Origin of the sequence: Streptomyces sp. SID14515, from assembly GCF_010548505.1 — a bacterium.
GTDB classification, from domain to species: domain Bacteria; phylum Actinomycetota; class Actinomycetes; order Streptomycetales; family Streptomycetaceae; genus Streptomyces; species Streptomyces caviscabies.
On record NZ_JAAGMH010000086.1, the window covers coordinates 1 to 25,822 of the forward strand.

General features: G+C 71.3%; 20 protein-coding genes, 1 tRNA gene, 1 pseudogene and 1 riboswitch. Of the genes and pseudogenes, 7 read left to right on the plus strand and 15 right to left on the minus strand.

The features are described from left to right. From G3I54_RS18765 to G3I54_RS18785, 5 genes and pseudogenes are all read left to right on the plus strand, one after another. Positions 1–350, plus strand: a pseudogene (locus tag G3I54_RS18765) (ABC transporter permease); the annotation flags it as partial. Next, positions 347–1,279 carry an ABC transporter permease gene (locus G3I54_RS18770; protein WP_164616021.1) on the plus strand — a complete coding sequence of 311 codons (933 nt, stop codon included), beginning with the start codon at positions 347–349 and terminating at the stop codon, positions 1,277–1,279. The pseudogene G3I54_RS18765 and the gene G3I54_RS18770, both read left to right, overlap by 4 nt. A gap of 45 nt (positions 1,280–1,324) precedes the next feature. After that, entirely contained in the window at positions 1,325–2,317 is a 993-nt protein-coding gene (locus tag G3I54_RS18775; protein ID WP_164616022.1) for an ornithine cyclodeaminase family protein, read from the plus strand. A gap of 182 nt (positions 2,318–2,499) precedes the next feature. Then, positions 2,500–3,720: an acetyl-CoA C-acetyltransferase gene (locus G3I54_RS18780; protein ID WP_164616023.1), complete on the plus strand. Its 1,221-nt coding sequence runs from the start codon at positions 2,500–2,502 to the stop codon at positions 3,718–3,720. 220 nt (positions 3,721–3,940) lie between these two features. Next, positions 3,941–4,843, plus strand: a complete 903-nt coding sequence (locus tag G3I54_RS18785) for a hypothetical protein (RefSeq protein ID WP_239144435.1) — start codon at positions 3,941–3,943, stop codon at positions 4,841–4,843. A 27-nt stretch (positions 4,844–4,870) separates the two neighbouring features. Here the strand turns inward: G3I54_RS18785 and G3I54_RS18790 are convergent, their stop codons facing one another. The 3 genes from G3I54_RS18790 to G3I54_RS18800 all read right to left on the minus strand — a co-directional run bounded on the left by G3I54_RS18790 (position 4,871) and on the right by G3I54_RS18800 (position 6,521). After that, entirely contained in the window at positions 4,871–5,188 is a 318-nt protein-coding gene (locus G3I54_RS18790; protein WP_164616025.1) for a hypothetical protein, read from the minus strand. Positions 5,189–5,320: 132 nt separating this feature from the next. After that, positions 5,321–6,205 carry a Bax inhibitor-1/YccA family protein gene (locus G3I54_RS18795; RefSeq protein ID WP_164616026.1) on the minus strand — a complete coding sequence of 295 codons (885 nt, stop codon included), beginning with the start codon at positions 6,203–6,205 and terminating at the stop codon, positions 5,321–5,323. A gap of 230 nt (positions 6,206–6,435) precedes the next feature. Beyond that, positions 6,436–6,521, minus strand: a tRNA-Leu gene (locus tag G3I54_RS18800). 567 nt (positions 6,522–7,088) lie between these two features. Here G3I54_RS18800 and G3I54_RS18805 point away from each other — a divergent pair. Together G3I54_RS18805 and G3I54_RS18810 are read left to right on the plus strand one after the other, a co-directional pair. Continuing rightward, positions 7,089–7,859 (plus strand): ABC transporter ATP-binding protein, encoded by a 771-nt coding sequence (locus tag G3I54_RS18805; RefSeq protein WP_164616027.1) that lies wholly within the window; start codon positions 7,089–7,091, stop codon positions 7,857–7,859. Positions 7,860–7,926: 67 nt separating this feature from the next. Then, positions 7,927–10,461, plus strand: a complete 2,535-nt coding sequence (locus G3I54_RS18810; protein WP_164616028.1) for an ABC transporter permease — start codon at positions 7,927–7,929, stop codon at positions 10,459–10,461. Between the two features lie 63 nt (positions 10,462–10,524). Here G3I54_RS18810 and G3I54_RS18815 read toward each other — a convergent pair whose 3' ends face one another. From G3I54_RS18815 to G3I54_RS18870, 12 genes are all read right to left on the minus strand, one after another. Beyond that, positions 10,525–11,856, minus strand: coding sequence for a cyclopropane-fatty-acyl-phospholipid synthase family protein (locus tag G3I54_RS18815; RefSeq protein WP_164616029.1), 1,332 nt, complete (start codon positions 11,854–11,856; stop codon positions 10,525–10,527). A gap of 328 nt (positions 11,857–12,184) precedes the next feature. Continuing rightward, positions 12,185–13,570 carry an NAD(P)/FAD-dependent oxidoreductase gene (locus G3I54_RS18820; RefSeq protein WP_103532092.1) on the minus strand — a complete coding sequence of 462 codons (1,386 nt, stop codon included), beginning with the start codon at positions 13,568–13,570 and terminating at the stop codon, positions 12,185–12,187. 460 nt (positions 13,571–14,030) lie between these two features. Further along, positions 14,031–15,002 carry a Ppx/GppA phosphatase family protein gene (locus tag G3I54_RS18825; protein WP_164616030.1) on the minus strand — a complete coding sequence of 324 codons (972 nt, stop codon included), beginning with the start codon at positions 15,000–15,002 and terminating at the stop codon, positions 14,031–14,033. Beyond that, on the minus strand, positions 14,999–15,541 hold the full coding sequence (locus G3I54_RS18830; protein ID WP_164616031.1) for a DUF501 domain-containing protein: 543 nt from the start codon (positions 15,539–15,541) through the stop codon (positions 14,999–15,001). The genes G3I54_RS18825 and G3I54_RS18830 overlap by 4 nt, the downstream gene beginning before the upstream one ends. Before the next feature lie 79 nt (positions 15,542–15,620). Beyond that, positions 15,621–16,103, minus strand: coding sequence for a septum formation initiator family protein (locus tag G3I54_RS18835; protein WP_164616032.1), 483 nt, complete (start codon positions 16,101–16,103; stop codon positions 15,621–15,623). A 93-nt stretch (positions 16,104–16,196) separates the two neighbouring features. Next, positions 16,197–17,477, minus strand: coding sequence for a phosphopyruvate hydratase (gene eno, locus G3I54_RS18840; RefSeq protein WP_018515627.1), 1,281 nt, complete (start codon positions 17,475–17,477; stop codon positions 16,197–16,199). Between the two features lie 334 nt (positions 17,478–17,811). Further along, entirely contained in the window at positions 17,812–18,528 is a 717-nt protein-coding gene (locus G3I54_RS18845) for a transglycosylase family protein (RefSeq protein WP_164616033.1), read from the minus strand. Between the two features lie 5 nt (positions 18,529–18,533). After that, a riboswitch (cyclic di-AMP (ydaO/yuaA leader) is annotated at positions 18,534–18,716 on the minus strand. A 291-nt stretch (positions 18,717–19,007) separates the two neighbouring features. Continuing rightward, a complete protein-coding gene (locus G3I54_RS18850) occupies positions 19,008–20,057 on the minus strand; it encodes a transglycosylase family protein (RefSeq protein WP_164616034.1) in 1,050 nt (349 codons plus the stop codon). A gap of 176 nt (positions 20,058–20,233) precedes the next feature. Next, positions 20,234–21,571, minus strand: a complete 1,338-nt coding sequence (locus tag G3I54_RS18855) for a cytochrome P450 (RefSeq protein WP_164616035.1) — start codon at positions 21,569–21,571, stop codon at positions 20,234–20,236. Beyond that, on the minus strand, positions 21,568–23,934 hold the full coding sequence (locus tag G3I54_RS18860; RefSeq protein ID WP_164616036.1) for a tetratricopeptide repeat protein: 2,367 nt from the start codon (positions 23,932–23,934) through the stop codon (positions 21,568–21,570). Before G3I54_RS18860 ends, G3I54_RS18855 begins: the two co-directional genes overlap by 4 nt. 50 nt (positions 23,935–23,984) lie before the next feature. After that, complete coding sequence (locus tag G3I54_RS18865) at positions 23,985–25,004, minus strand: nucleoside triphosphate pyrophosphohydrolase (protein WP_164616037.1); 1,020 nt, start codon at positions 25,002–25,004, stop codon at positions 23,985–23,987. Positions 25,005–25,032: 28 nt separating this feature from the next. Beyond that, on the minus strand, positions 25,033–25,689 hold the full coding sequence (locus tag G3I54_RS18870) for a SurA N-terminal domain-containing protein (RefSeq protein ID WP_164616038.1): 657 nt from the start codon (positions 25,687–25,689) through the stop codon (positions 25,033–25,035). Positions 25,690–25,822: the final 133 nt, after the last annotated feature.

Sequence of the window (25,822 nt, forward strand, 5' to 3'; positions counted from 1 at the left end):
CCGCCTCGCTGCGGCTCGGCGCGCCGGTCGACCGGCTGCGGGCGGGGTCGCTCGCCGTCGCGGGCGGCTTCGCGGGCGTGGCGGGCGCGGCGCTGGTGGCGACCGCTCCGTACGTCCTGGCCGAGCACTTCTCCTCCGGCTACGGCTTCTCCGGCCTGGTGGTCGGACTGCTGGCCCGGGGCTCGCTCACCGCCGTCGTGGGCGTCTCGCTGCTCTTCGGGTTCCTGACGAACGGCGGGATCAGCCTCCAGCTCGCCTCCGGGGTTCCGGCCTCCTCGGTCCAGATCGTGCAGAGCCTGCTGGTGCTGTTCATCGCCGCCTCCATGCTGTGGAAGGAGAAGCGCCCATGAGCGCCGAGCAGGTCCTCACCGAACTCGCCTCCGGCGGGGTACGGCTCGCCGTGCCGCTGCTGCTCGCCTCGGCCGGAGAGCTGGTCAGCGAACGCGCCGGCGTACTGAACCTCAGCGTCGAGGGCATGATGCTCACCGGCGCGTTCGCGGGCGCGGCGGGCGCGTACGCCACGGGCAGCGCGGGCGCCGGGCTGCTGTGCGCGCTGCTGGCGGGGCTCCTCTTCGCGGCCGTCCAGGCGCTGCTGAGCGTGACCCTGCGCGCCGACCAGATCGTCACCGGCATCACGGCCAACGCCCTGGCCCTGGGCGCCACCACCTACGGCGCGCGGCTCCTCTTCCCGGAGGGCACGGGCGACTCGGTGGCGGGCTTCGACCCCGTACCCGTACCGCTGCTGCACGACCTCCCGGTCCTCGGTCCGGCGCTCTTCGAGCAGTCCGCGCCCGGCTATCTGGCGTTCGCGGTGGCCGGGGCGCTGGCCCTGCTGCTGAGCCGCCGTACGGGCCCGGGGCTGATGGTCGACGCGATCGGCGAGGACGCCACCACCGCCGACCGCAGCGGCCTCCCGGTGGCCGCCGTCCGGTACGCGGCGGTGCTCCTGACCGGCCTCACGGCGGGCCTGGCCGGGGCGCAGCTGGCCCTGGCCGAGGTGCACGCCTTCAGCGACAACATGACCGGCGGCATCGGCTATCTCGCCGTCATCGCGGTGATCGCGGGCCGCTGGCGGGCCTGGCCGACGATCGTGGCCTGCCTGTTCTTCGGGCTGGCCCAGGCGCTCCAGTTCGTCGCCCCGACGCTGGGCCTGCATCTGCCCTCGCCGCTGCTGGTGACGCTGCCGTACGTGATCGCGCTGCTGGCGGTGAGCGGTCTGGTGGGCCGCAGCCGGGCCCCGTCGGGCCTGACCGTCCCGTTCGTCCGCGGCGCCCGCTGACCCGCCGCTCCCCACTGCCCCACCGCTCTCAGAAACGGACCCCGCATGACCCTGATCCTGACCCGCTCCGACATCCTCGCGATGCTCGGCCACGAGGAGACCGTCGCGGCCGTGGAGCAGGCCCACATCGATCTGGCCCGGGGTGCGGCGGTGCTGCCGACGCCCCCGGTGATGCGGCTGCCGGGCGGGGAGGACGGGGCGTTCCTGGCGATGGCGGCGGCCTCGGCCCCGGCGGGGCTGGCCACGGTGAAGCTGCTGGCCGATCTGCCGGGCAACCGGGAGCGCGGGCTGCCGGTGCAGCGCTCGGCGATCCTCGCGGTGTCGGCGGCGGACGGCGGGTGTGCGGCGCTGCTGGACGGGGCGGCGGTGACCCGGTTCCGTACGGCGGCGGCCTCCGCGGTGGCGACCCGGGCGCTGATGCGGGCGGACGCCCGGGTGCTGGGCCTGGTCGGTACGGGGCCGCTCGCGCTGGCGCACGCCCATGCGCTGCGGACGGTGTGGGCGTACGAGCGGGTGGTGCTGTGGGGCCGTACGCCGGAGCGCGCGCGGGAGCTGACCGGGGTGATCGCCCGGGAGCTGGGCGTGCCCGCCGAGGCGGTGGCCGGGCCGCGCGAGGTGACGGTCGCCGCCGACGTCCTGTGCACGCTCACCCCGTCCCGTGAGCCGGTGGTGCGCGGGGCCTGGTTCCGGCCGGGGCTCCATGTGAACGCGGTGGGCGCGCCGCCCCGGCCCGACCACCGGGAGATCGACACGGAGGGGATGCGGCGCTCGGTGGTGGTCGTGGACGCGTACGGCACGGCGGTGGCCAAGTCCGGCGAGGTGGTGATCGCGCTGGCCGAGGGGGCGCTCGGCGAGGACGACGTACGCCGGGAGCTCGGCGGCGTCCTGACGGGCGCGTGCGCCGGACGCACCTCGGACACGGACATCACCCTGTTCGACTCGGTGGGCCTGGGCCTTCAGGACCTGGCCGCCGCCCGGCTGCTGATCGACCGGGCCGGCGAGCGGGGTCTCGGCACCCGGATCGACCTGGCGGGCTGACCGCCCGGCGGGCACACGTGGGGACACACGTCAGGGCACGCGTACGACCGCAGGGCCTGAGCAAGCGCTTAGAAAAGAGTCCCGCATCACACGGCCCGCCGGGTGACCCCGACGATACGTCCGGGTAACTTCCAGAGGAGTTCTGCCGTCCACACAGCCTTCCAGCCCCTTGGAGCCGCGTGATGCCCGAAGCCGTGATCGTCTCTGCCGCCCGTTCGCCGATCGGCCGCGCCTTCAAGGGGTCCCTGAAGGACCTGCGCGCGGACGACCTGACCGCCACGATCATCCAGACCGCGCTGGCCAAGGTTCCCGAGCTGGACCCGAAGGACATCGACGACCTGATGCTGGGCTGCGGTCTGCCCGGCGGCGAACAGGGCAACAACCTGGGCCGCATCATCGCCGTGCAGATGGGGATGGACCACCTTCCCGGCTGTACGGTCACCCGCTACTGCTCCTCCTCGCTGCAGACCAGCCGGATGGCGCTGCACGCGATCAAGGCGGGCGAGGGCGACGTCTTCATCTCGGCCGGCGTCGAGATGGTCTCCCGCTTCACCAAGGGCAACTCCGACAGCCTGCCGGACACGCACAACCCGCTCTTCGCCGAGGCCGAGGCCCGCACCGCGGCCCGCGCCGAGGAGACCGGCGCGAGCTGGCACGACCCGCGCGAGGACGGCCTCGTCCCGGACGCGTACATCTCGATGGGACAGACGGCGGAGAACCTGGCCCGGACCAAGGGCGTCACCCGCCAGGACATGGACGAGTTCGGCGTACGGTCGCAGAACCTCGCCGAGGAAGCCCTGAAGAACGGCTTCTGGGAGCGGGAGATCACCCCGGTCACCACCCCCGACGGCACGGTCGTCTCCAAGGACGACGGCCCGCGCGCGGGCGTCACCCTGGAGGGCGTGCAGGGCCTGAAGCCGGTCTTCCGCCCCGACGGCCTGGTCACCGCGGGCAACTGCTGCCCGCTCAACGACGGCGCCGCCGCCCTGGTGATCATGTCCGACACCAAGGCGCGCGAGCTGGGTCTGACCCCGCTGGCCCGGATCGTCTCCACCGGCGTATCCGGCCTCTCCCCCGAGATCATGGGCTACGGCCCGGTCGAGGCCAGCAAGCAGGCGCTGAAGCGGGCCGGCCTGACCATCGACGACATCGACCTCGCCGAGCTGAACGAGGCGTTCGCCGCCCAGGTCATCCCCTCCTACCGCGACCTCGGCCTGCCGCTGGACAAGGTCAACGTCAACGGCGGCGCGATCGCGGTCGGCCACCCCTTCGGCATGACCGGCGCCCGCATCACCGGCACGCTGATCAACAGCCTCCAGTTCCACGACAAGCAGTGGGGCCTGGAGACGATGTGCGTGGGCGGCGGCCAGGGCATGGCGATGGTCATCGAGCGACTCAGCTAACCCCACCGAGCTCCGACCGTGACCGAATCTCCCCCAGGATGTGATCTGCGTCCCGGGGGAGAGTCGTTTCCGCAGGTCACGGCCTTTTGAGGCTAAACACCGGACCGAAAGACCTGTCCATTTCGTGACGTAATGCACTGACAGCACGTACCGGTACAGGCCAAGCTGATGTAGGAAGTCGGGGGTATCGATTGAAACCGGGAGTATGTCAGTGAGCGCCATGTCATTTGCCCTGTTGCTGACCACCGCCGCTGCCACGGCCGTCGGCGCCGCCGCACTGCACGCCGCTCACGGGCTGCGCAAGCAGGTCGCGGCGCTGCGCACGGAGCTGGCCGCGGGCCACGCTCTCGGCGCCTCGGTGCCACCACAGAGCCGCAGTACGGCCACGCCCGCCGAGGAGATACGCGCGGCCGTCGCCGAGGCGCTCGCCGAGGAGCGGGAGCGCGAGCTGGCCGAGGCGCGTGCCTTCTGGGCCGCGCAGGAGGCCCGTGACGCCGCCGACGCCCCGTCCCTGCTGGGCGGTCTGTCCGGCCTCGGCGACGACGCCCCGTACTACCTGCCCCGGCAGGCCGACTTCGCCGGTCTGGAGTCGCTGGACCTGGAGGCGGCCGAGGCGATGGAGGAGCTCGTCGAGCTGAGCGAGCGGACCCTCGCGGAGCACGAGATCGGCGAGCTGACCGATCTGCCGGCGGAGCTGCCGACGGACCTGTCGGCCGGTCTTCCGGAGATCGCGGAGTTCCCCGAGGACTCCCCCGAGCTGGCCGCCGCCCGCCGCCGCCACCCCTCGCACCCGGACTTCGTTCCCGTACAGACACCCGTGGTCACCGACCACGAGCGCACCGTGAACCGGCTGGAGGAGCTGGCCGACACCGCGACCGAGCTGACCGATGTGCGGCCCGGCCCGCTGGGCACGCTCGATGTGTACGTCTTCGCCGACGGCACCACGCTCTGTATGACCCCCGGCCACCGCGAGACCGCCGAGCGGCTCGCCGACGCGCTGCGGGCGGGCCGGCAGCCGGTGCTGCTGGGCGGCTCGGGCGTCTCGGGCGCCTACGCGCTGACCTTCTCCTGCGGCGAGGACAACGTGTACATCCTCGCCGACCGCGTCATCGCCTCGTTCTGACCGCCGGGCGCGGGCCCCTCACACGCCTCACGCGAAAGCCCGCGCCGCCGCTTCCCCGACATACCGCACGGCCTCGTCCAGCTCCTGGGACGGGGCCGTTTCCAGTGCCACCGCCAGGTCCCGCCCGGCGACGGCGAGCTGGTCGCCCACGGCGAACATCCCGGCGTCCGGCAGCTCGCGCGGCTCCGCGTCCGGGTTCTCCAGGCGCTGGGCCCGTACGGCGAGTTCGCGGGCGGCGGCCAGCGCCTCGACGGCCGCACCGCGCTGGAGGCGGCTCTGCGGGGCCGAGCGCAGCCGGTCGGCGAAACGGTCCACGGCCAGGATCAGGGGCGTCGTATCGAGCACCCGACCGACCCTACGCGCCGCGCCCGCGCGGTCGCACCGGAGGGCGGAACGCGGAACGGCCCGCGGACACGAAGTCCGCGGGCCGTTCCGGTGCTACGAATACTGCGAGTACTACGGATGCCTCGGGTGCGGTCAGTCGTCGCCGCTGAGGATCGCGACCAGGCGCAGCATCTCGATGTAGATCCAGACCAGGGTCACGGTGAGGCCGAAGGCCGCCAGCCAGGACTCCTCGCGCGGAGCGCCGTACGCGATGCCGTCCTCGACCTGCTTGAAGTTCAGGGCGAGGATGCACGCGCCGATGACGATGGCCACGATGCCGAAGATCACGCCGAGCGCGCCGCTGCGGAAGCCGAGGCCGTCACCGCCGCCGAACACGGCGAACAGGAGGTTGACCATCATCAGCAGCATGAAGCCGATGGCGGCCGCCATCACGAAGCCGTAGAAGCGGCGCGTGACCCGGATCAGTCCGGTGCGGTAGGCGATCAGCACACCGGCGAAGACCGCCATGGTGCCGATCACCGCCTGCATCGCGGCGCCGGGGGCGACGTACATGCTGACGATGTTGCTGACGATGCCGAGGAAGACACCCTCGAACGCCGCGTAGGTCAGGATCAGCGGCGGCGAGGGCCGACGCTTGAACGAGTTGACCAGCGACAGCACGAAGCCGATGATCGCGGCGCCGATGGCCACGCCGTAGGCGCTGCCCAGGTTGGCCTGGTCGACCGGCATGATCCACCAGGCGGCGGCCGCGGCGACGATCACCGTGCCGAGCGTCATCGCCGTACGCGTCACCACGTCGTCGATGGTCATCACGTCGGGACGGGCGGGGGCCTGTTGGCCGCCCTGGATGTCCGTCTGCGCGTAGGGGTTGGTGGCGTACGGGTTGGCGGCGGTGCCCTGCGCGTAGGGGTTGGCGCCCGTCGCGGTGGCCCCGGCCTGCGGCGGCGCGTTGAAGCCCGCGTGGCCGTTGTCGCGGCTGAACCCCCGTCGCGAGAAGACCGGGTTGCTGCTCCTCATCTCACTCCTCCATGGCCACACTGCGTGGCCTTGCCACAAGAGTAATGGGTAGGCAAAAGAATCACCCTAGTGCCAGGGGAGGATCTTTGCGGCAGCCCGCGGCGGCGGCCCGCGGAGGGCATGCCGTGGGCCCGCGGCGGCCCGGGAGAATCTGTCGTACGAGGCCGGGATCACAAAGGCCGGTCACCGGTCACGGTCTGGGCCGTCCGGGTCACGCTGGGTGCGGCGCGTGGTGCCCGGAGCCGGACTCGAACCGGCACGCCCCCGAGGGGCAGCGAGGTTTAAGCTCGCCGTGTCTACGTTCCACCATCCGGGCGTGCCGCGCGGCTCCGCGTTTGGCTACCGACCCTATCCGGGGACGTCCCTCGATCAGCGGAACAGTGGCGCGATGTTGTCTTATTTTATTGACCGCTTGAGGGTCCGTCAGCACATCGGGCCGGGCTGACCACACGCCCGCGGCCGATCATGGGCGGTCGGCGCACCGCATGGGATTGACGGAAAGTCGCCGCACTCGTACGGCCCAACGCGCCAGGTCCGCGCCAGGCCTCGCCAGGGGGTCCGCCACCCTCGGGTCCGACGTCGCTCCAGGAGGGCCCGCCCACCGCCGCGACGGCCGCCGCGACCGCTCCCCGCCCACGCCCGTACGCCCTCACGCTGGGTGACCGGGGGGCGGTGGCCACGACTCCGGTCAGGGTCGGTGTCATACCCGAGGAGGACGGATCCACGCCTGCGATGCGACTCAAGAGGGCCCCGGGAACGGGTATCGGGAGTGACGACCTGGCGCGATCGGGACGTAACGATGGAGTAAGTCCCCGAGGCATGGCGTCAGCGCCCGCCTCAGCACGGCCCATGTCATCCGCATCACCGAACCAGGAGCGTCCCTGTGACCACCACCCCCACCGTTCACCGCGCCACCGCGGTGGCCGCCCGCGCCACGGAGCTGTCGAAGGTCTACGGCGAGGGCGAGACACAGGTCGTCGCCCTGGACCGGGTGACCGTGGACTTCCCGCAGGGCGAGTTCACCGCGATCATGGGCCCCTCGGGCTCCGGCAAGTCGACGCTGATGCACTGCGTCGCCGGGCTCGACAGCTTCAGCAGCGGTTCGGTGCGCATCGGCGAGACCGAGCTGTCCACGCTGAAGGACAAGCAGCTCACCCAGTTGCGCCGGGACAAGATCGGCTTCATCTTCCAGGCGTTCAACCTGCTGCCGACGCTCACCGCGCTGGAGAACATCACCCTCCCGATGGACATCGCGGGCCGTAAGCCGGACGCCGCGTGGCTCCAGAAGGTCATCGACATGGTGGGGCTCTCGGAGCGGCTGAAGCACCGCCCGACCGAGCTCTCCGGCGGTCAGCAGCAGCGCGTCGCCGTGGCCCGCGCCCTGGCCTCGCAGCCCGACATCATCTTCGGTGACGAGCCGACCGGAAACCTGGACTCCCGCTCCGGCGCCGAGGTCCTGGGCTTCCTGCGCAACTCGGTGCGCGAGCTGGGCCAGACCGTGGTGATGGTGACGCACGACCCGGTGGCCGCCTCCTACGCGGACCGGGTCATCTTCCTCGCGGACGGCGCGGTCGTCGACCAGATGATCCAGCCGACCGCCGACCGGGTCCTCGACCGGATGAAGGCGTTCGACGCGAAGGGCCGCACGAGCTGACGCGTGGGGCCCAAGGCCCCGCCGCGTCCCCGACCCCCTTCCGGAACCCATCACAGGAAACTCAGACATGTTCCGTACCGCCCTGCGCAATGTGCTCGCGCACAAGGCCAGGCTGCTGATGACCGTGCTCGCCGTCATGCTCGGCGTAGCGTTCGTCTCCGGCACCCTGGTCTTCACCGACACCCTCGGCAACGCCTTCCGCAACCAGTCCGCCAAGAGCTACGACAACGTCGCCGTCTCCGTGGAGACGTACGCCGGCGGGCGCGACGAGAAGACCCCCGGGATCGACGAGGCCACCCTGGAGAAGATCCGGGGCCTGGACGGCGTCGCCTCCGCCACCGGGCGGGTCTCCGGCTTCGCCGGGGTCGCCGACCCGGACGGCAAGCTGATCGGCAACGGCTGGTCCAACACCGGCGCGAACTTCGCCCCCGGCAAGGACGGCAAGGACTCCCAGTACGTCTTCACCGACGGCTCGGGCCCGGCGAAGAACGGCTCGGTCGCCCTCGACAAGGACACCGCGAACAAGGGCAAGTACCGCGTGGGCGACCCGGTGCGGGTCGCCACCAACGGACCGGTGAAGGAGTACACCCTCTCGGGGATCTTCACCACCGAGGACGGCGCGGTCAACGCGGGCGGCAGCCTCGTGCTGTTCGACACCCCGACCGCCCAGAAGCTCTATCTGAAGCCCGGCGTCTTCAAGGACGCCACCGTCACCGCGGCGGGCGGCGTCTCCGACCAGAAGCTGCTGGACGCGATCACTCCGCTGCTGCCCGAGGACGCGACCGCGCAGACCGGCAAGGCGCTGGCGGACCAGCAGGCGAAGGACATCGAGTCCGGGCTGACCAGCCTCAACACCATGCTGCTGGCCTTCGCGGGCATCGCGCTGTTCGTCGGCATCTTCCTCATCGCCAACACCTTCACCATGCTGATCGCCCAGCGGACCCGTGAGCTGGCCCTGATGCGGGCCATCGGAGCCACCCGCCGCCAGATCAAGCGCTCGGTGCTGATGGAGGCCGGAGTCGTCGGCACGCTCGCCTCCGTCATCGGCTTCGCCCTCGGTCTCGGCCTCGCCACCGGTCTGCGCTCCGCGATGGGCCTCATGGGCGGCAAGATCCCGGCCGGTCCGCTGGTCGTCTCGCCGACCGCCGTGATCTCCGCCTTCGCGGTCGGCGTCCTGATCACCGTGCTGGCCGCCTGGCTGCCCGCCCGCCGGGCCGCGAAGATCGCCCCGGTCGCCGCGATGAGCAGCGTCCACGCCACCGCCTCCGTCAAGTCCCTCGTCGTACGGAACTCGATCGGCGGTGTGATCGCCCTGCTCGGCTCGGCGGGCATCGTCGGCGGCGCGGCGAGCGGCGGCACCTCCGGCCGGCAGCTGGTCGCGGGCGGCGCGTTCTTCGCCCTGATCGGCATCATCATCCTGATCCCGCTGCTCTCCCGCCCGGTGATCGCGCTGGTCCGGCCGCTGCTGAAGAAGCTGTTCGGCGTCTCCGGGAAGCTGGCCTCGCAGAACGCGGTCCGCAACCCGCGGCGCACCGGAGCCACCGCCTCCGCGCTGGCCATCGGGCTGACCCTGGTCACCGGCATCTCGGTGCTCGGCGTCACCCTCGGCCAGGCCATCGACAAGATGACCACGGACAACATCAAGGCCGACTACATGGTCACGATGGCCAGTGGCGACTCGCTGGACGAGTCCGCGCTCACGGCCCTGTCCAAGGCCGACGGCGTCTCGGCGCTCTCCCCGCAACAGGCGGCCTCGTTCGAGGTCGACGGTGAGTACCACTCGGCCTCGGGCGTCACCCCGGGCGATGTGGAGAAGGTCTTCTCGCTGACCACCGAGTCCGGTTCGCTGGCCTCGCTCAAGGACGGCCAGGTCGCGGTCGGCTCCAAGACCGCGAAGTCGAACGGCTGGAAGACCGGCGACACCCTTCCGGTGAAGTTCGACGACGAGAAGAAGGGCGAGCTGACGATCGGGGCGACCTACGAGGAGAACGAGTTCCTCTCGCCCTTCATGATCCCGAAGCAGCTGGCCGACCAGCACAGCGCCTCCACCCGCCCCGAGATCCGCGAGATCTGGATCAAGACGGACGGCGGCGCGAGCACGGCCAACGAGCAGTCCATCGTGGACGCGCTCGGCGACAACCCGGCGATGAGCGTCATGGACCGTCAGGACATCCGTGACATGTTCGGCGGCTTCATCAACACCGCCCTGAACATCATGTACGGGCTGCTCGCCATGGCCCTGCTGATCGCGGTCCTCGGGGTCGTCAACACCCTCGCGATGTCGGTGTTCGAGCGGCAGCAGGAGATCGGCATGCTCCGCGCGATCGGTCTCGACCGGGGTCGCGTCAAGCGGATGATCCGTCTGGAGGCCGTCGTCATCTCGGTCTTCGGCGCGGTGATCGGGGTCGGCCTGGGCGTCTTCCTCGGCTGGGCGATCGGCCGGACCCTGTCCGCCGACATCCCCGGCTACGCGCTGGTCATCCCGTGGGACCGGCTCGGCATCTTCCTGCTCCTGGCCGGCCTGGTGGGCGTCCTCGCCTCGCTGTGGCCCGCCCGCAGCGCCGCGAAGCTCAACATGCTGACGGCGATCAAGACGGAGTAGCCGCGGGTCCCGGGGCCGGGACGAAGGGGACACGACGAGGGGCCGGTGCCGTACGGGTACGGGTCAGGCGTCCGTGTCCGCGGCCGTGTCCGCGTCCTCGGCGGACTCCGTCCACCGGCGGGTGCGCAGCGGCAGCCGGGAGGAGCCGCCGTCCAGCGGGCGCACCGCGAGGATCTGGTTGACGCCGATCTTGTTGTGCTCGAAGGAGAGCGCGGACGCGGCCATGTACAGCCGCCAGACCCTGGCCCGGCCCGGCGATGTGGCGCGTACCGCCTGCTCCCAGTGCCGCTCCAGGTTGGCCACCCACTGGCGCAGGGTCAGCGCGTAGTGCTCGCGCAGCGCCTCGACGTCCCGGGCCTCGAAGCCGGCCTCCTCCAGGGTGGCCAGGGTGCGGCCGACCGGGGCCAGTTCGCCGTCCGGAAAGACGTAGGCGTCGATGAAGTCGTCGATGCGGTAGGCGTCCTCGTCCTTCTCGGGGCGGCGGGCGATCTGGTGGTTCAGGAGGCGGCCGCCGGGCTTCAGGAGGGCGTAGAGGTCATCGGCGTACTCGCGGTAGCGGACCGAGCCGACGTGCTCGGCCATGCCGATCGAGGAGATCGCGTCGTACGGTCCGTCGCGCACGTCGCGGTAGTCCTGGACCCGGATCTCGATCCGGTCGGTCAGGCCCTCCTCGGCGATGCGCTTGCGGGCGTGGGCGGCCTGTTCCTGGGAGAGGGTGATGCCGGTGACCTGGGCCCCGTACGCGCGGGCGGCATGGATGGCCATCGAGCCCCAGCCGCAGCCGACGTCCAGGAGCCGGTCGCCCTCCTTCAGGCCGAGCTTGCGGCAGACCAGGTCGAGCTTGTCGCGCTGGGCGTCCTCCAGGGTTCCGCCGTCCTGCCAGTAGGCGCAGGAGTAGACCATGGAGGGGCCGAGCACCAGGGCGTAGAAATCATTGCCGACGTCGTAGTGGTGGCTGATGGCCTCCTTGTCGCGGCGTCTGGTGTGCAGCGGCCCGGTGCGGCGGCGCACCTCCTCCGCGGGCGGGGCGGGCGGCGGCCAGGGGCCCGCGAGGTCGAGGAGGCCGCGGGCGAAGGCGCGGACCTTGGGGTCGCGGACCGGGTGGACGGAGTCCTTGGCGTCGGCGCCCCGGTCCCAGAGCAGCCCGGCGATCCGGTCGAGCACCTCGTACAGATCGCCGTCGACGTCGATCTCCCCGGCCACCCAGGCGCGGGCCAGGCCCAGTTCGCCGGGCTTCCACAGGATCCGCCGCAGGGCGCGGCGGTGGCGGATCACGAGGACCGGGGCGCCGGGCGGCCCCGATTCGCTGCCGTCCCAGGCCCGGATCCGGACCGGGAGGGGTTCCGAGAGCAACTCCTCGGCAAGAGCGGTCAGCCGCGACGCGGCGTCTGCCATGGCGCACACCTCCGTGGTGTTTCCCCGACAAGCACGACAAGCACAGGCAACAGACATGCTCGTAGCCCCGTCGCGACACCCCGGTGCGGCGGCGAGGTACACCTGCGTCAACTCTCCTCGCACACTCCGTCATCCCGCTACCGGGCAACGAATCGGCAAAACACGTGTACGCGCCATCCACATGGGCGGGAGCGGGCCGCCACGGCGGTCGCGGGCCCGGTCCGGGCGGATCTCCGGATACGCCGAAGGGGCCGTCCGCACCACGGATGGCGGACGGCCCCTTCGGGCGTCGTACGGGGTGCTCCTCGCGGAGCGTGTCACCGAGGGGTCAGGAGGCCTTGGCCTTCTCGCCCTCGGACTTGGCGGCGGCCGGAGCCGGGGCCGGCTTGGCGGCCTCGTAGAACTCCTCGCGCGGCGTCTCCATGGCGCCGAGCGAGACGACCTCGCGCTTGAGGAACATCGCCAGCGTCCAGTCGGCGAAGATCCGGATCTTACGGTTCCAGGTCGGCATGGCCATGCCGTGGTAGCCGCGGTGCATGTACCAGGCGAGACGGCCCTTGAGCTTGATCTTCACCTTGCCCATGACGATCATCGCGACGCCCTTGTGCAGGCCGAGACCGGCGACCGCACCCTTGTTGGCGTGGCTGTACTCCTTCTGCGGGAAGCCCCGCATGCCGGAGATCACGTTGTCGCCGAGGACCTTCGCCTGACGCAGCGCGTGCTGGGCGTTGGGCGGGCACCAGGCGTTCGGGTTGCCGGCGCGGCGGCCGACCATGTCCGGCACCTGGGCGTTGTCGCCCGCGGCCCAGATGTAGTCGGTGCCCTGCACCTGGAGCTTCTCCGAGGTGTCCACGTGGCCACGGGGGCCGAGCGGCAGGCCGAAGCGGGCCAGCGCCGGGTTCGGCTTCACACCGGCGGTCCACACGATGGTGCTGGAGTCGACCTCCAGGCCGTTCTTCAGCACCACGTGACCGTCGACGCAGGAGTCCATCGAGGTGGAGAGGTAGATCTCCACGCCGCGGCTCTCCAGGTGCTCCTTGCCGTAGGCGCCCAGCTTCGGGCCGACCTCGGGAAGGATCTTGTCGGCGGCGTCGACCAGGATGAAGCGCATGTCCTCGCGCTTCACGTTGGTGTAGTACTTCGCCGCGTCGCGGGCCATGTCCTCGACCTCGCCGATGGTCTCCGCGCCGGCGAAGCCGCCGCCCACGAAGACGAACGTCAGCGCCTTGCGGCGGACGTCCTCGTCGGTCGTGGAGTCAGCCTTGTCCAGCTGCTCCAGGACGTGGTTGCGCAGCCCGATGGACTCCTCGATGCCCTTCATGCCGATGCCCTGCTCGGCGAGGCCGGGGATCGGGAAGGTGCGGGAGACCGCGCCCATCGCGATGACCAGGTAGTCGAAGGGCAGCTCGTAGGCCTCGCCGACGAGCGGCGCGACCGTGGCGACCTTGCGGTCCTGATCGATGGTCGTGACACGACCGGTGAGAACCTCAGCCTTGGGCAGCACGCGTCGCAGCGGGACGACGACATGCCGAGGCGAGATGCTGCCTGCGGCAGCTTCGGGGAGGAAGGGCTGGTACGTCATGTACGACCGCGGGTCGACGACCGTGACGGTCGCCTCTCCGTATCGCATCTTCTTCAGAATGCGACGAGCTGCGTACAGGCCTACGTACCCACCGCCTACAACGAGGATCCTGGGACGCTCCGTGGTGCTCATGCCATCGAGTATCCACCCCGCCCCAGGGGGGTGCTCGTGAGCCCCTTCACAAGGATTGACCGACCCTCTGCTACACTTCGCCGCCCACGTGACCCAGGTCATGGGTACGAAAGGGAACCACGACACTGCGGGAAACGTTGTTCACCGCCTGTGAGCTGGCCCTTGACCCTTCGGTCGGGGTGAACCACCGCCCCTCTTCATACGGGCGCAACGCTCCCGGAACACACGCGCAGCACCTCCGCACGGCCTCCGGCGCGGCCGGTTCCGGCCCTACGGGCCCGAACCGCGACCAACAGGGCCCAATTCCTTGTGAAGAAGTTCACGAAGTTATCTGCGGCGTGTCCCCGAAGAGGTCGCCCGGGCGGCCCAGAAGGCCCGGATCGCGGCTCAACGGTGCAGGTGACGGTGCGATTGAGCGGGCAGCCCGAGGGCTGCCCGCCCGCACCGCCCGGACCGTCGGCTACGCGGCGCTCCAGGCGAACGGTCCGCCTTCTGCCGCTTTAAAGGCGATGCCGTCCAGGATGTCGTGTTCGCTGACGACGACCTCGTGGGCTCCCGTCCGCTCCATCACCGCGAGCAGGACGAGCGCCCCGGCGCCGATCACGTCGACCCGGCCGGGGTGCATCACGGGGATCGCGGCGCGCTCCTCGTGGGTGGAGCGCAGCAGGTGCTCGGTGATCGCGCGGACCTGGCCGCGGGAGATCCGGGAGTGGTGGATGGCCGCGGAGTCGTACTCCGGCAGCTCCAGCGCGATCCCGGCGACCGTGGTGACGGTGCCCGCGAGGCCGACGAGGGTGCCGGCCCCGGTGAGCGGCACGGTCCGCTCGGCGAGGTCGAGGGCGGCGTCGATGTCCGCGCGGATCGCGGCGGCGCGCTCGTGGCTGGGCGGGTCCATCACGGCCCCGTCCACGACGAGGTGACGTTCCGTCATCCGTACGCAGCCGATGTCCACGGACCGGGCCGCCTCCACCCGGTCCGCGCCGAGGACGAACTCGGTGGAGCCGCCGCCGATGTCGACCACCAGATACGGCTTCGCCAGGTGGTCGCTGCCCGCCAGCTCCTTGGTGGCCCCGTCGAAGGAGAGCTGCGCCTCCTGGTCGCCGGTGATCACCTCGGGCTCGACGCCCAGGATGTCCCGGACCCCGGCCACGAACTCCGCGCTGTTCTCGGCGTCGCGGGAGGCGGACGTGGCGACGAAGCGGATCCGCTCCGCGCCCAGCTCCTCGATCGCCGCCGCGTACTCGCGGCAGGCCGCGAACGTCCGCTCCAGCGCCTCGAGGGCGAGCCGGCCGGTCCGGTCGACGCCCTGGCCGAGGCGGACGATCGTCATCCGCCGGTCCAGCTCGGTGAAGGAGCCGGTGGCGGGGTCCACGTCGGCGACGAGGAGCCGGATCGAGTTCGTACCGCAGTCGACGGCGGCGACCCGGGTCACGCGTCCCGCCCTTCCGCGTCCACGGCGCACGGCGTGACGCAGGGGCCCTTGGCCCACCACTCGGGCAGCATCGCGATGGCCTCGTCGCCCAGCGGGTTGACCCCGGGCCCGGCGGCCAGCGAGTGGCCGACCAGGACGTGCAGGCACTTCACCCGGTCCGGCATGCCGCCGGCGCTCGGGAAGCCCTCCAGGACCTCGATGGCGTCGCGGCGGGTGATGTAGTCCTCGTGCGCGGCCCGGTAGGCGTCGGCCAGCTCCGGGTCGGTCTCCAGACGGGCCGTCATCTCCTTCATGACCCCGTTGGCCTCCAGCGTGCCGATCGCCGAGGCCGCCCGGGGGCAGGTCAGGTAGTACGTCGTCGGGAACGGCGTGCCGTCCTCCAGACGGGGCTGGGTCTCCACCACGTCCGGGTTGCCGCACGGGCAGCGGTGCGCGATGGCGCGCAGACCGCGCGGCGGGCGGCCGAGCTGCTGCTCGAACGCGGCGATGTCCGCGTCGGTGGGCTTGGTGGACTCGGTCTGCGGAGGGGGCGTTTCCATGCCTGCCTTGGTTCTGCTCGGAAGCTCGTAGAGGTGGACGTACTCGGGAACGTACGGAGGTACGTACGGGGTCGGTCGGTCAGTCGCGGTCGTCGTCACGGTCGGCGCTGTCCACGCCGTCCCAGAGGTTCGAGTGCCACGGGCGGTCGCTCGCGCCCGGCTCGCCGCGGCGGTCCTCGGCCGCGTCGGGGTCGGCCACGGTGTAGGCGGTCTCCCCGGGCAGGACGTAATGAAGGTGCTGGCGGGCCAGGCGCATGATGTACGCGTCGTCCTGGAGCCGCGCCTTCTCGTCCCGCAGCTCCTCGGTGCGCCGCTCCGCCTGCTGCGAGAGCCGCTCCTGCTCGGCGATCTCGTCGCGCTGGGAGACGTACTGCCGCATCGGGTAGGCGAGCGCCACCACCAGGGAGCAGACCACCAGCGCCAGGAACGCGGCCCGGCCGGTGAGCCGGGAGCGGCGGGCCTGGCGGCGGTTCTGGGATCGGTACACGCGGGCCGCGGTCTGCTCGCCGAGCAGTCGCAGCCTGGTCGCGGTGGAGAACCGGTCGCGGTCCTTCCCGGCCATGTCTCCCGCCTCCCCATTACGCACGTCCGTCCCCGCACACGGTACGGGACCGGGTGCGGGGACGGACGGAGGCTACCGACTTGCGACTACGGGTCAGCCCTTGAAGCGCGGGAAGGCGGAGCGGCCCGCGTACACCGCGGCGTCGTCGAGGATCTCCTCGATGCGCAGCAGCTGGTTGTACTTGGCGACACGGTCCGAACGGGCCGGGGCGCCGGTCTTGATCTGGCCGCAGTTCACGGCGACGGCGAGGTCGGCGATGGTGACGTCCTCGGTCTCGCCGGAGCGGTGCGACATCATGCACTTGAAGCCGTTGCGCTGGGCCAGCTCGACGGCGTCCAGGGTCTCGGTCAGCGAACCGATCTGGTTGACCTTCACGAGCAGGGCGTTGGCGGAGCCCTCCTCAATGCCGCGGGCCAGGCGCTCGGGGTTGGTGACGAAGAGGTCGTCGCCGACGATCTGGACCTTGGAGCCGATGCGGTCGGTGATGACCTTCCAGCCGGCCCAGTCGTCCTCGTACAGCGGGTCCTCGATGGAGACCAGCGGGTACGCGGAGACGAGCTCCTCGTAGTACTCGGTCATCTCGGCGGCCGAGCGGGACTTGCCCTCGAACTCGTAGACGCCGTCCTTGTAGAACTCGGACGCGGCGACGTCGAGCGCGAGCGCCACGTCACGGCCCGGGACGTAGCCGGCCTCCGTGATGGCCTCGACGATGAGGTCCAGGGCGGCGCGGTTGGACTCCAGGTTCGGGGCGAAGCCGCCCTCGTCGCCGAGTCCGGTGGACAGGCCCTTGGTCTTGAGGACCTTCTTCAGCGTGTGGTAGATCTCCGCACCCCAGCGCAGGGCCTCGGAGAAGGACTCGGCGCCGATCGGCGCGATCATGAACTCCTGGATGTCCACGTTGGAGTCGGCGTGCGAGCCGCCGTTCAGGATGTTCATCATCGGAACGGGCAGCAGGTGCGCGTTCGGGCCGCCGAGGTAGCGGAAGAGCGGCAGGTCGGACGCCTCGGAGGCGGCGTGCGCGACGGCCAGCGAGACGCCGAGGATGGCGTTCGCGCCGAGCGAGGCCTTGTTCTCGGTGGCGTCCAGGTCGAACATCGCCTGGTCGATGAGGCGCTGCTCGGTGGCGTCGTACCCGACGAGCTCCGGGCCGATCTGCTCGATGACGGCGAGGACGGCCTTCTCGACGCCCTTGCCCTGGTAGCGGTTGGGGTCACCGTCGCGAAGCTCTACAGCCTCGAACGCACCGGTGGAGGCGCCGGACGGAACAGCAGCACGGCCCGTGCTGCCGTCGTCGAGGCCAACCTCGACCTCGACCGTGGGGTTGCCCCGGGAGTCGAGGATTTCCCTGGCTACGACGACGTCGATGGACGGCACGAGGCATCTCCTTCTGGGATCTGACACTGGTTGTGCAGGGTCACTGTGGCCTTGCGACCCGAGCCTATCCGGCCCGGCCGCGTCGGCCAGCCGACCGCCCGTCTCCTGGGACGAAAAAGGGCCCAAGGACCTGCATCACGGGACAAAACTCTAGAAATCTACTGGGCGGTAATAAGCGGTGGCGACAAGAGGTGAACGCAACCGCGCCCGCTCGGGCCCTCCACCCACGAAGAACCCGGCCCGGCGCGCTGGGGGGGAAGAGCGCGCCGGGCCGGGAAGCCGTGCGAGGGAGGGTGCCGCCGGACGCCCTCCCTCCGGGGAGGAGAGACGGCGTTTACTTCAGGTGGAGCTGCTGACCCGGGAAGATCAGGTCGGCGTCCTCGACGATGTCGTCGTTGAGCTTGAAGAGCTTGCTCCAGCCGCCCTTGACGTCTTCCGCCTGGGCGATGCTGCTCAGGGTGTCGCCGGCCTTGACCTTGTACTCGCCGTCACCCTTCTTGACCTTGTCGCCGGTCGGGGTGGTGACGGTCTTCTTGCTCTCGGCCTTCTTCTCGGCCTGCGGAGCGGGGCGCTGCTCGGAGCGCGTGGTGGGCTGCTCGGCCTGACGCTCGGGCTGCGCCTGCTCGGGCTTGCTCTCGGACTGGCCGGAGCCGGTGTTCACGCCCGGGTCCACACCGTCGTTGGTGAGGCCGCCTGCGCTGGCGCAGGCCCAGGCGCCCGGACCCTGCAGGTCGAGGAGCTTCTCGGCGGTGGCGATCTGCTGGTCCTTGGAGGCCAGGTCGGCGCGCGAGGCGTACTGCGTACCGCCGGCGGCGGCCCAGCTGGACTGCGAGAACTGCAGTCCGCCGTAGTAGCCGTTGCCGGTGTTGATGGACCAGTTGCCGCCGGACTCGCACTGGGCGACGGCGTCCCAGGTCTCGACGGAGGCGGCGGACGCGTTGGTCGCGCCCATCAGCGGGACGGCGACGGCGGCACCGGTGACACCCGCGAGGGTGGCGATACGGGTGGCCTTGGACGGGCGGCGGTGCTTGCCCTTGCTGTTCAGCAGCATGGAACGAATCTCCTCACCGACGCCTACGAGGTGAGCTGTCGGGTTCGGGCTGATGAGTTGCCCGGTCGCACGGTGCTGCTCGCGACTTCACCCCGAGCCGGTCCCGTACGTCCCCGTCGGTTCGACGAGGCGTCCGGACCCGGCGGCCTACCTGGGTCCCCCGCTCCTGCCTACGGCGCTTACGCGTCTGTTCCCTTCGACCGACGGCAGGATTCGGCGTGACGGTCGACGGGGCCCGCGGTGCGAGCGGCTCCGACCGTAAACACAGGCAACCCCGACATTCAAAGATGGACATAGGGGGCAATCGCCCCGAACTCCCCGCGACCGATGGGGCATTTCCGCAGGTCGGGGGCGATACGCGCGGACCGGCCGGGCGAGATGCGCCAGTTGAAGCAAAGAGACCCATGTCTCACTTCCGCAAAAGTGGACATAGGCCTCTGAACTGCCTGATTTTCCCGGGCGTTTTCGCCCGAATTGAATCAGTTGGCGGCAGGCACCTCGGCACCCTGATCCGCGCTCTGCTCCGCACCCTGCTCGGCGTCCTGACCCAGGCCCAGATCCAGGCTCTGGCCGGGCAGGATCAGATCCGGGTCGGAGCCCAGGAGGTCCTTGTTCGTCTCGTACAGGCCGGTCCAGCCGCCGGGAAGCTCCTGGGAGTCGGCGATGGCCCAGAGGTTGTCGCCGGGCTGCACCGTGTACGCGCCGGCGCTCGCCGCGCCGCCGTTCCGCCCGTCGCCGTCGCCACGCGAGGCGTGCCGGCCGGACTCACGGGGGCCGTCGCCCTGACCGGTCCCGGCCTCCTCGGGCGCGGGGGCGCCCCGGTGCTTGCCGCCCTTGCCGTTCTCGCCCGTCGAGGCGTCGGCGGTGCCGGAGGGGTCCGTGGCGTCGGGAGCGTCGGAGGACGGCGGGGCGGAGGGCGTCACCGAGGAATCGGGAGCGTCGCCGCCCTTCTCCGTACCACTACCACCCTCCTCGTCCGCCTTGTCGCCCTTGTCGGCCTTGCCACCCTTGTCGTTCTTCTCGCCCTTGCCGGATTCATCCGCTTCTTCGGTCGAACCCGCTTCGCCGGCCGGGTCGGCCGAGGGGTCCGCCGACGGATCGGCGGACGGGTCGGCGGACGGCGAGGTGCCCGGGTCGACGCCCGGCAGGCTGCCGTCCACCGCGAGACCGGAGATCACCGCACAGCTGGGCCACGCCTTCGGACCCTGGTCGTCCAGGACCTTCTCGGCGACGGAGATCTGCTGCGACCGGCTGGCGAGGTCGGCGCGGGGCGCGAACGCCGTGCCGCCGTACGCCGACCAGGTCTCCTGCGAGAACTGGAGCCCGCCGTAGTAGCCGTTGCCGAGATCGGCGCTCCACATGCCGCCACTCTCGCACTCCGCGACCCGGTCCCAGGTGGTGGCCTCGGCCGCGTGCGCGCCGCTCGCGCCGAGCAGCGGGATGGCGATGGCCGATCCCGTCACACCTGCGGCGACGACGATGGCGGGTGCCTGGCGAGGGCGGCGGTGTCTGCCGTTCGCGGAGCCCATGGGTATGCCTTCCGTGCGACTGACAAGCGAGTGACCTGAGCGCCGCGCAGCGGGATTTCGTGCCTGCGTCGGCGCACAAGTGACGCGTGAGCAACGTGCGACCGACGCGTCGAACCGTGAACCTAGCGGGACTCGAACGTGTGTCACAAGTCGATGCAGCGCAGATCACGTGAAAGTCACAGAGTTGACAGCGTGTCACTTTTTTCGGAACGGCTGCCCGGCTCGAACTCGACCGGAAGTGTGCGCAGTCCACGCATGATCAGTCCGCCGCGCCAACGCAAATCGGCAGGTTCTGCCGCAAGTCGCAGGTCAGGGAGGCGTCTCAACAGCGTGGCCAGCGCGGTCTGCCCCTCCAGCCTGGCCAGCGGCGCCCCCAGGCAGTAGTGGATGCCGTGCCCGTAACCGAGGTGCTGATTGTCACGCCGCGCAAGGTCCAGCGTGTCCGGATCCGCGAACCGCTCCGGGTCCCGGTCGGCCGCCGCCAGCACCACCAGTACGGGATCCCCGGCGGCGATCTCCTCGCCGCCCAGGGTCAGCGCCTCGGTGGCGTACCGCCAGGTCGCCATCTCGACCGGCCCGTCGAACCGGAGCAGTTCCTCCAGCCCGGTCGCCAGCAGCGCGCTCTCCCCGGCCACCGGGGACGCCTCCAGCGAGGCCTCCAGCAGGGCGCGCTGCTCGGGGTGACGCAGCAGCGCGTAGGTCCCGTTCCCGATCAGATTGACGGTCGTCTCGAACCCGGCGAAGAGAAGGATGAACGCCATCGCGGCCGCCTCGTTCTCGGTGAGGTGCTCGCCGTGGTCGCTGGCCCGGATCAGCCCGGAGATCAGGTCGTCGCCGGGGCTCTCCCTCTTCCGGTGGATGAGTTCGGCGAGATAGCCGCGCATCTTCTTCACCGACCGGGCGACCCCGCCGCGCGGCCCGCCACCGTGCCGGATCATCATGCCCGCCCAGTCCCGGAAGTCGTCCTGGTCCTCGCGCGGGACGCCGAGCAGATCGCAGATGGCGTAGATGGGGAGCGGAAAGGCGAGGTCGTGGATGAGGTCGGCCTCCCCCTTCTCGATGAACTCGTCGATGAGCCGGTCCGTCAGCTCCTGCACACGGGGCGCGAACTCCGCGACCCGGCGCGGGGTGAACGCCTTGGACACGAGCCGGCGCAGCCGGGTGTGGTCCGGCGGATCGATATTGAGCAGATGCGTCATCAGCTCCGCCTTGCGCTCCCCCGGGATCCCCGTCTTCCCCTTGGCGTGCGGCGACTCGGCGTGATTGGCCGGATTCTTGGAGAGCCGCGCGTCGGCGAGCGCCTGCTTGGCATCCCCGTACCGGGTCACGAGCCAGGCCTCGACCCCGCTGGGCAGCGCGGTGCGGTGCACGGGGCGGTGCTCGCGGAGCCAGGCGTAGGCGGGGTAGGGGTCGGTGGCGAACTCCCAGGTGAAGAGTTCGGGGGTGCTTTCGGGGGTGGCGCTGTGGGGGCAGGCTGAGGGCTCGGGGGTGCCGGGGGCGGGGCTGTCGTTCACGCCTCGACGTTATCGGGCGGGGTGTCGTCGGGCCGGTGTGGGCTGCTCCGGGCCGCCTTGAGGTCGGCCAGCGCGCGCTCGGCGTGGTGATGGCCCATGTCCTGGGCCTTGCGGAGCCATTCCTCGGCGTCGTCGTACCGATTGTCCGCCGCCAGGAAGGTCCCGAGCACATACGCTGCGGCGTAGTCGCCCAGATCATGGGCCTTCGCAAGCCACTTCCGAGCCTCCTTCGGCTGCCCCTGTTCCATCAGGAGCAACCCGAAGTTGCTGGCCCCGGTGGTGTCCCCCTGTTCGGCGGACTGCTGGAACAGGAGGGCCGCCTCGTCCATGTTCTCGCGCCGCTCCAGCACCAGGCCGAGGTCGTTGACGGCCGTCCTGTCCCCCTCCCGCACCGCGATCCGGTACCACCGCTCCGACTCCTCGTACTCGCCCCAGGCGAAGTAGAGGGAACCGATGCGTGAGGCGACGTCCTTCACCCGGCCCTGCTCAGCAGCCCGCTGGTACCACCACAGGGCATCCTGTTGGTCCCCGTCGCCCCGGAGCAGATCACCCAGCCAGAACGCGGCGACCGCGTCACCGTTCTCCGCCGCTGTCCGCAGCCAGTGCTCCGACCGCTGCAACAGGACGATGCCGAGCAGGCGCTGCGCCTCGGTGTCCCCGCTGTCCGCGCCCCTCTCCAGATACGGGGTCGCGGCGGCGATGTCCTCCCGGTGGAACAGCAGGCTCCCCAGCCGGGCCGCGGCCTCGGTGCTGCCCGCGTCCGCGGCCCGGCGGAGCCAGGCCTCGGCGGACGCCTCGTCTCCGTACTCCTCCTCGATGCGGCCGAGGGTCAGCAGCGCCTGCGGGTTCGCGTCCGCCTCCGGGCCGAGGACGGCGCGGGCGCGTGCGAGCACGGCGTCCACGGCCGGCGACGCGGCGTCGCCGGACAAGAGCTCTTCGAGGACGAGGGGCCACAGCTCCAGCGGAACGGGCCCGAACCCGGGCACGCCGTCCCGTGCGTCCTCGATCAGGGAGCCGTACGCCCGCCAGGTGCCGCCCTCCGCCCCGGGTACGAGCATGCCCGTCGTGCCGTGACGGACCACGGACGCCCAATCGAGGGCCTGGTCGAAGTCCTCGAAGCCGCCCTGCGGGACCCTGTCCCCGTAGAGGTCGCTCGCCTTGCGCAGCACGTCGGCCGGGATCTCCTCGACCCCGCAGCGCGCCAGGTCGATGGCGGCGAGGACGACGCGGTGGCCGAGCGGGTGCGCGTTCGCGCGGCGGGCCCGCCGCCACTCGCCCAGGAGTTCCGGCCCGACGGCGAGGTACGCGGTGGTGCTGTGCCGGGTGCGATGCGCGTACGCGCCCGCCAGGCGGAGGTCTCCGGGCGCGGCTGCGGCCAGCCGTTCCACCTCCGCCGGGGACCATTCCGTGCCCAGCTCGACGGGGTCCACTCCGCTCAGGAGCCGGGCGTGCGCCGGGCTGCCGAAGCGGTGGGCGTCATACGCCTCGTCGCTCATGGTGGCGAGCACCGGGACCCGCAGGCGGGCGAGTTCGGCGAGGAGCGCCGCGGTCAGCCCGTGCTCGCCGAGGTGGCCGTCCAGATCGTCGAGCCAGAGCACGCACTCCGCGTCGCCCCGGGACCGCAGCACGGCGGTCGGTCCTCGCAGGTCCACGCCGGGAGCCGGGTGGAGGATCCTCGTCGTGCCGGAGAGGTTGGCGGACAGCGCCGCCCAGAGCGTCCTGGTCTTGCCGGACAGCGGCTCGCCGGTCACCAGCACCAGCCCGCCGTCCCGGGCCGCCGCCCGGACCTGGGCTTCCAGCGCGGGGTCGCAGTCGCGTGCCACGTATCGAGGCAGGGGCGGTTCGTCGGAGATACGGCGTGGCCGGTGAACGCCGAACGCGAACGGGTCGGCCCGGTCCAGGTGCGGCCAGTCGGTGAGCGGAGGAGGACCGGAGTGCGGCGGATGCCCGTAGTAGGTGTGCATACCGCCGGTGATGCTCCCGGCCAGGACGACCGCTTCGTTGAAGGTGCCGTCCGAGATGGTGTTGCTGTTCTCGGCGATGTCGGGCGCGCGCCGCGGCGCGGGAGCCGCGCGTGCTCGCTCGTCCTCGGCGAAGGCGTCGGCGATCGCCTTCAGCTCCTCGTACACGACGGCGTCCTGGCGCCGGGCCACGCGCAGGACTTCGAGCAGTTCCCGGGCGACCAGCGGCCCGGCGATGGAGTTCCCCCGGTATCTGCCGATCACCCGGCTCAGCTCCGGTACCAGCAAGGGGGCCGCGACACTTCGCTGCACGGTATCGGCCAGCAGCTCGTACAGGTCGGGAGCGCCCTCGACGATGCCCCGGCCCAAAGCATCGGCCAGCGCCTCCAGTTCGGCATCCACGCCCGTCCCCCGCCCCTCGCACAATCCCTGGAGTAACCGTAGTAACGGTACTAACCCGCCCCGCCCTCCGCCGCCACGATCGCGTCCCGGTACGCCCGGGCCGCCGCGCGCAAGGCGGCCTCCGGGTCGGTGCCGTTCGCCTCGGCGGCTACGGCCAGGGCGAGGAGGTCGTAGCCGATGGTGTCGCCCGGAGCGTGGCCCGCTGTGTCGCCCGTCGGGAGGGGCACGGTGAGGCCGGCCGTGCGGACGCGGCTGCCGAGCTTCGCGGCGAGGGCCAGGCCGGGCTGGCCGAGGGGGACGCCCTCGGTGACCGAGGTGCGCTGCTTCTCGATCGCCTTGGTGCGCAGCCAGTGCGCGTGGACGTCCTCGGGGGTCTCCGCCGTCTCGTCGCCGAAGACGTGCGGATGGCGGTGGATCAGCTTCTCGACGAGGCCGCCCGCGACGTCGTCGATGGCGAAGGGCTCCTCGGGGTCCTCCTCCGCGATGCGCGCGTGGAAGACGACCTGGAGCAGGACGTCGCCCAGTTCCTCGCGCAGTTCGGTCCGGTCGCCGTCCTCGATCGCCTCGACCAGTTCGTACGCCTCCTCGATGGCGTACTTGGCGAGGCCCCGGTGCGTCTTCTGCGAGGTCCAGGGGCATTCGCGGCGGATCCGGTCCATGACCTGGACCAGGTCGAGGAGGCGGGCGCCGGGCAGGTCGTACGAGCCGGGGAGCAGTTCCAGGTCCGGCATGGCCACCCGGCCCGAGCCGCCGAGGCGGGCCAGGCCGTCGGTGAGGGGGGCGTTGCCCTCTCCGCCGGTCAGGACGACCACCGTCCGGCCGCCCGCGCAGTCCGCGACCAGTTCGTCGGCGGAGGGCGCGGCGTGCTCGACGCGTACGCCCGCCTCGCGGAGGTAGGGCAGTTGCGGCTGGTCCGGATCCGCGGTGAGGACCCGGTCGGCGGCGTGCAGCGTCTGCCAGGCCGGCCAGGACAGCAGGCCGGGCGCGACCCGGTGGCTGGCGGTGAGCAGGACGATGCGTCCGGGGTCGGCGGGGGTCTCGACGGAGGTGTCGGGGGCTTCGGCGTTCACCCTGCGAACCTACCTCCGGCCCGTCGGGTCAGGCGCCCGCCGGGGAGTCCTTCGGCGGGAACTCGGTGCGCTGGGTGATCCAGGGCGCGCGGTAGTCGCCGAGCTGCATCTTCTGGTCGTTCCAGGTGCCGAAGCGCGGGTTGACGTCGATGTCGAGGGCCTTGGACGCCTTGGTGAGGGCCTCGCCGACCGCCTGCTGACCGGCGGGGGTGCCGAGGTCCGCGCCGATGGCCCGGGCCAGCTTCGGGAGCTGGACCTCCTGGCGCATGTCGGCGTCGATCTGGTCCGGGGCGACCCAGCGCTGCTGGAGCATCATCGCCTCGAACTGTTCCTGGCCGCCCTGCTGGGCGAGGCTGGCCTGCCGCATCTCCTGGATCTCCTTGCGGGTCACCGTGACCCCCGCGTCCGCGGCGGCGCGGTCCAGGATCCGGCCGAAGATCAGCCCGTGCAGCTTGGCGCGGTTGAGCTGGCCCGACTTGTTCACCAGCTGGGCGGCCTGCGGGGAGCTCTCCTGGGCGCTGCGGACGTCCGCGGCGCTGGCCTGGACCGCCGACACCTCGATCCGTTCGCCGCCCACGACGGCCGCGGCGCCGGGGTGGGCCTGGTTGCCGCAGGCCGTGAGGAGCGGCGCGGCGACGAGCGTTGCGGCGAGGACGGCGAGCGCGGTGCGACGACGGCGGTGCAAAGGAGCCTCCCGGGGAGAGTTTGTGCATGGGTGCACAAAGCCTTGCGGTGATCGATGTTAGGCAGTGGATGTGGTGCGTGCCACTGATTCGACCAACGATTCGGGAGGAGTTGGGGATGTGGTCGGGTACGGG

Excerpts from the sequence above, each read along its gene's own strand:
- G3I54_RS18770 (WP_164616021.1), top strand. The coding sequence starts at position 347 with ATGAGCGCCGAGCAGGTCCTCACCGAACTCGCCTCCGGCGGGGTACGG.
- G3I54_RS18775 (WP_164616022.1), top strand. The coding sequence starts at position 1,325 with ATGACCCTGATCCTGACCCGCTCCGACATCCTCGCGATGCTCGGCCAC.
- G3I54_RS18780 (WP_164616023.1), top strand. The coding sequence starts at position 2,500 with ATGCCCGAAGCCGTGATCGTCTCTGCCGCCCGTTCGCCGATCGGCCGC.
- G3I54_RS18785 (WP_239144435.1), top strand. The coding sequence starts at position 3,941 with ATGTCATTTGCCCTGTTGCTGACCACCGCCGCTGCCACGGCCGTCGGC.
- G3I54_RS18795 (WP_164616026.1), bottom strand. The coding sequence starts at position 6,205 with ATGAGGAGCAGCAACCCGGTCTTCTCGCGACGGGGGTTCAGCCGCGAC.
- G3I54_RS18810 (WP_164616028.1), top strand. The coding sequence starts at position 7,927 with ATGTTCCGTACCGCCCTGCGCAATGTGCTCGCGCACAAGGCCAGGCTG.
- G3I54_RS18815 (WP_164616029.1), bottom strand. The coding sequence starts at position 11,856 with ATGGCAGACGCCGCGTCGCGGCTGACCGCTCTTGCCGAGGAGTTGCTC.
- G3I54_RS18820 (WP_103532092.1), bottom strand. The coding sequence starts at position 13,570 with ATGAGCACCACGGAGCGTCCCAGGATCCTCGTTGTAGGCGGTGGGTAC.
- G3I54_RS18830 (WP_164616031.1), bottom strand. The coding sequence starts at position 15,541 with ATGGAAACGCCCCCTCCGCAGACCGAGTCCACCAAGCCCACCGACGCG.
- G3I54_RS18835 (WP_164616032.1), bottom strand. The coding sequence starts at position 16,103 with ATGGCCGGGAAGGACCGCGACCGGTTCTCCACCGCGACCAGGCTGCGA.
- G3I54_RS18845 (WP_164616033.1), bottom strand. The coding sequence starts at position 18,528 with ATGCTGCTGAACAGCAAGGGCAAGCACCGCCGCCCGTCCAAGGCCACC.
- G3I54_RS18850 (WP_164616034.1), bottom strand. The coding sequence starts at position 20,057 with ATGGGCTCCGCGAACGGCAGACACCGCCGCCCTCGCCAGGCACCCGCC.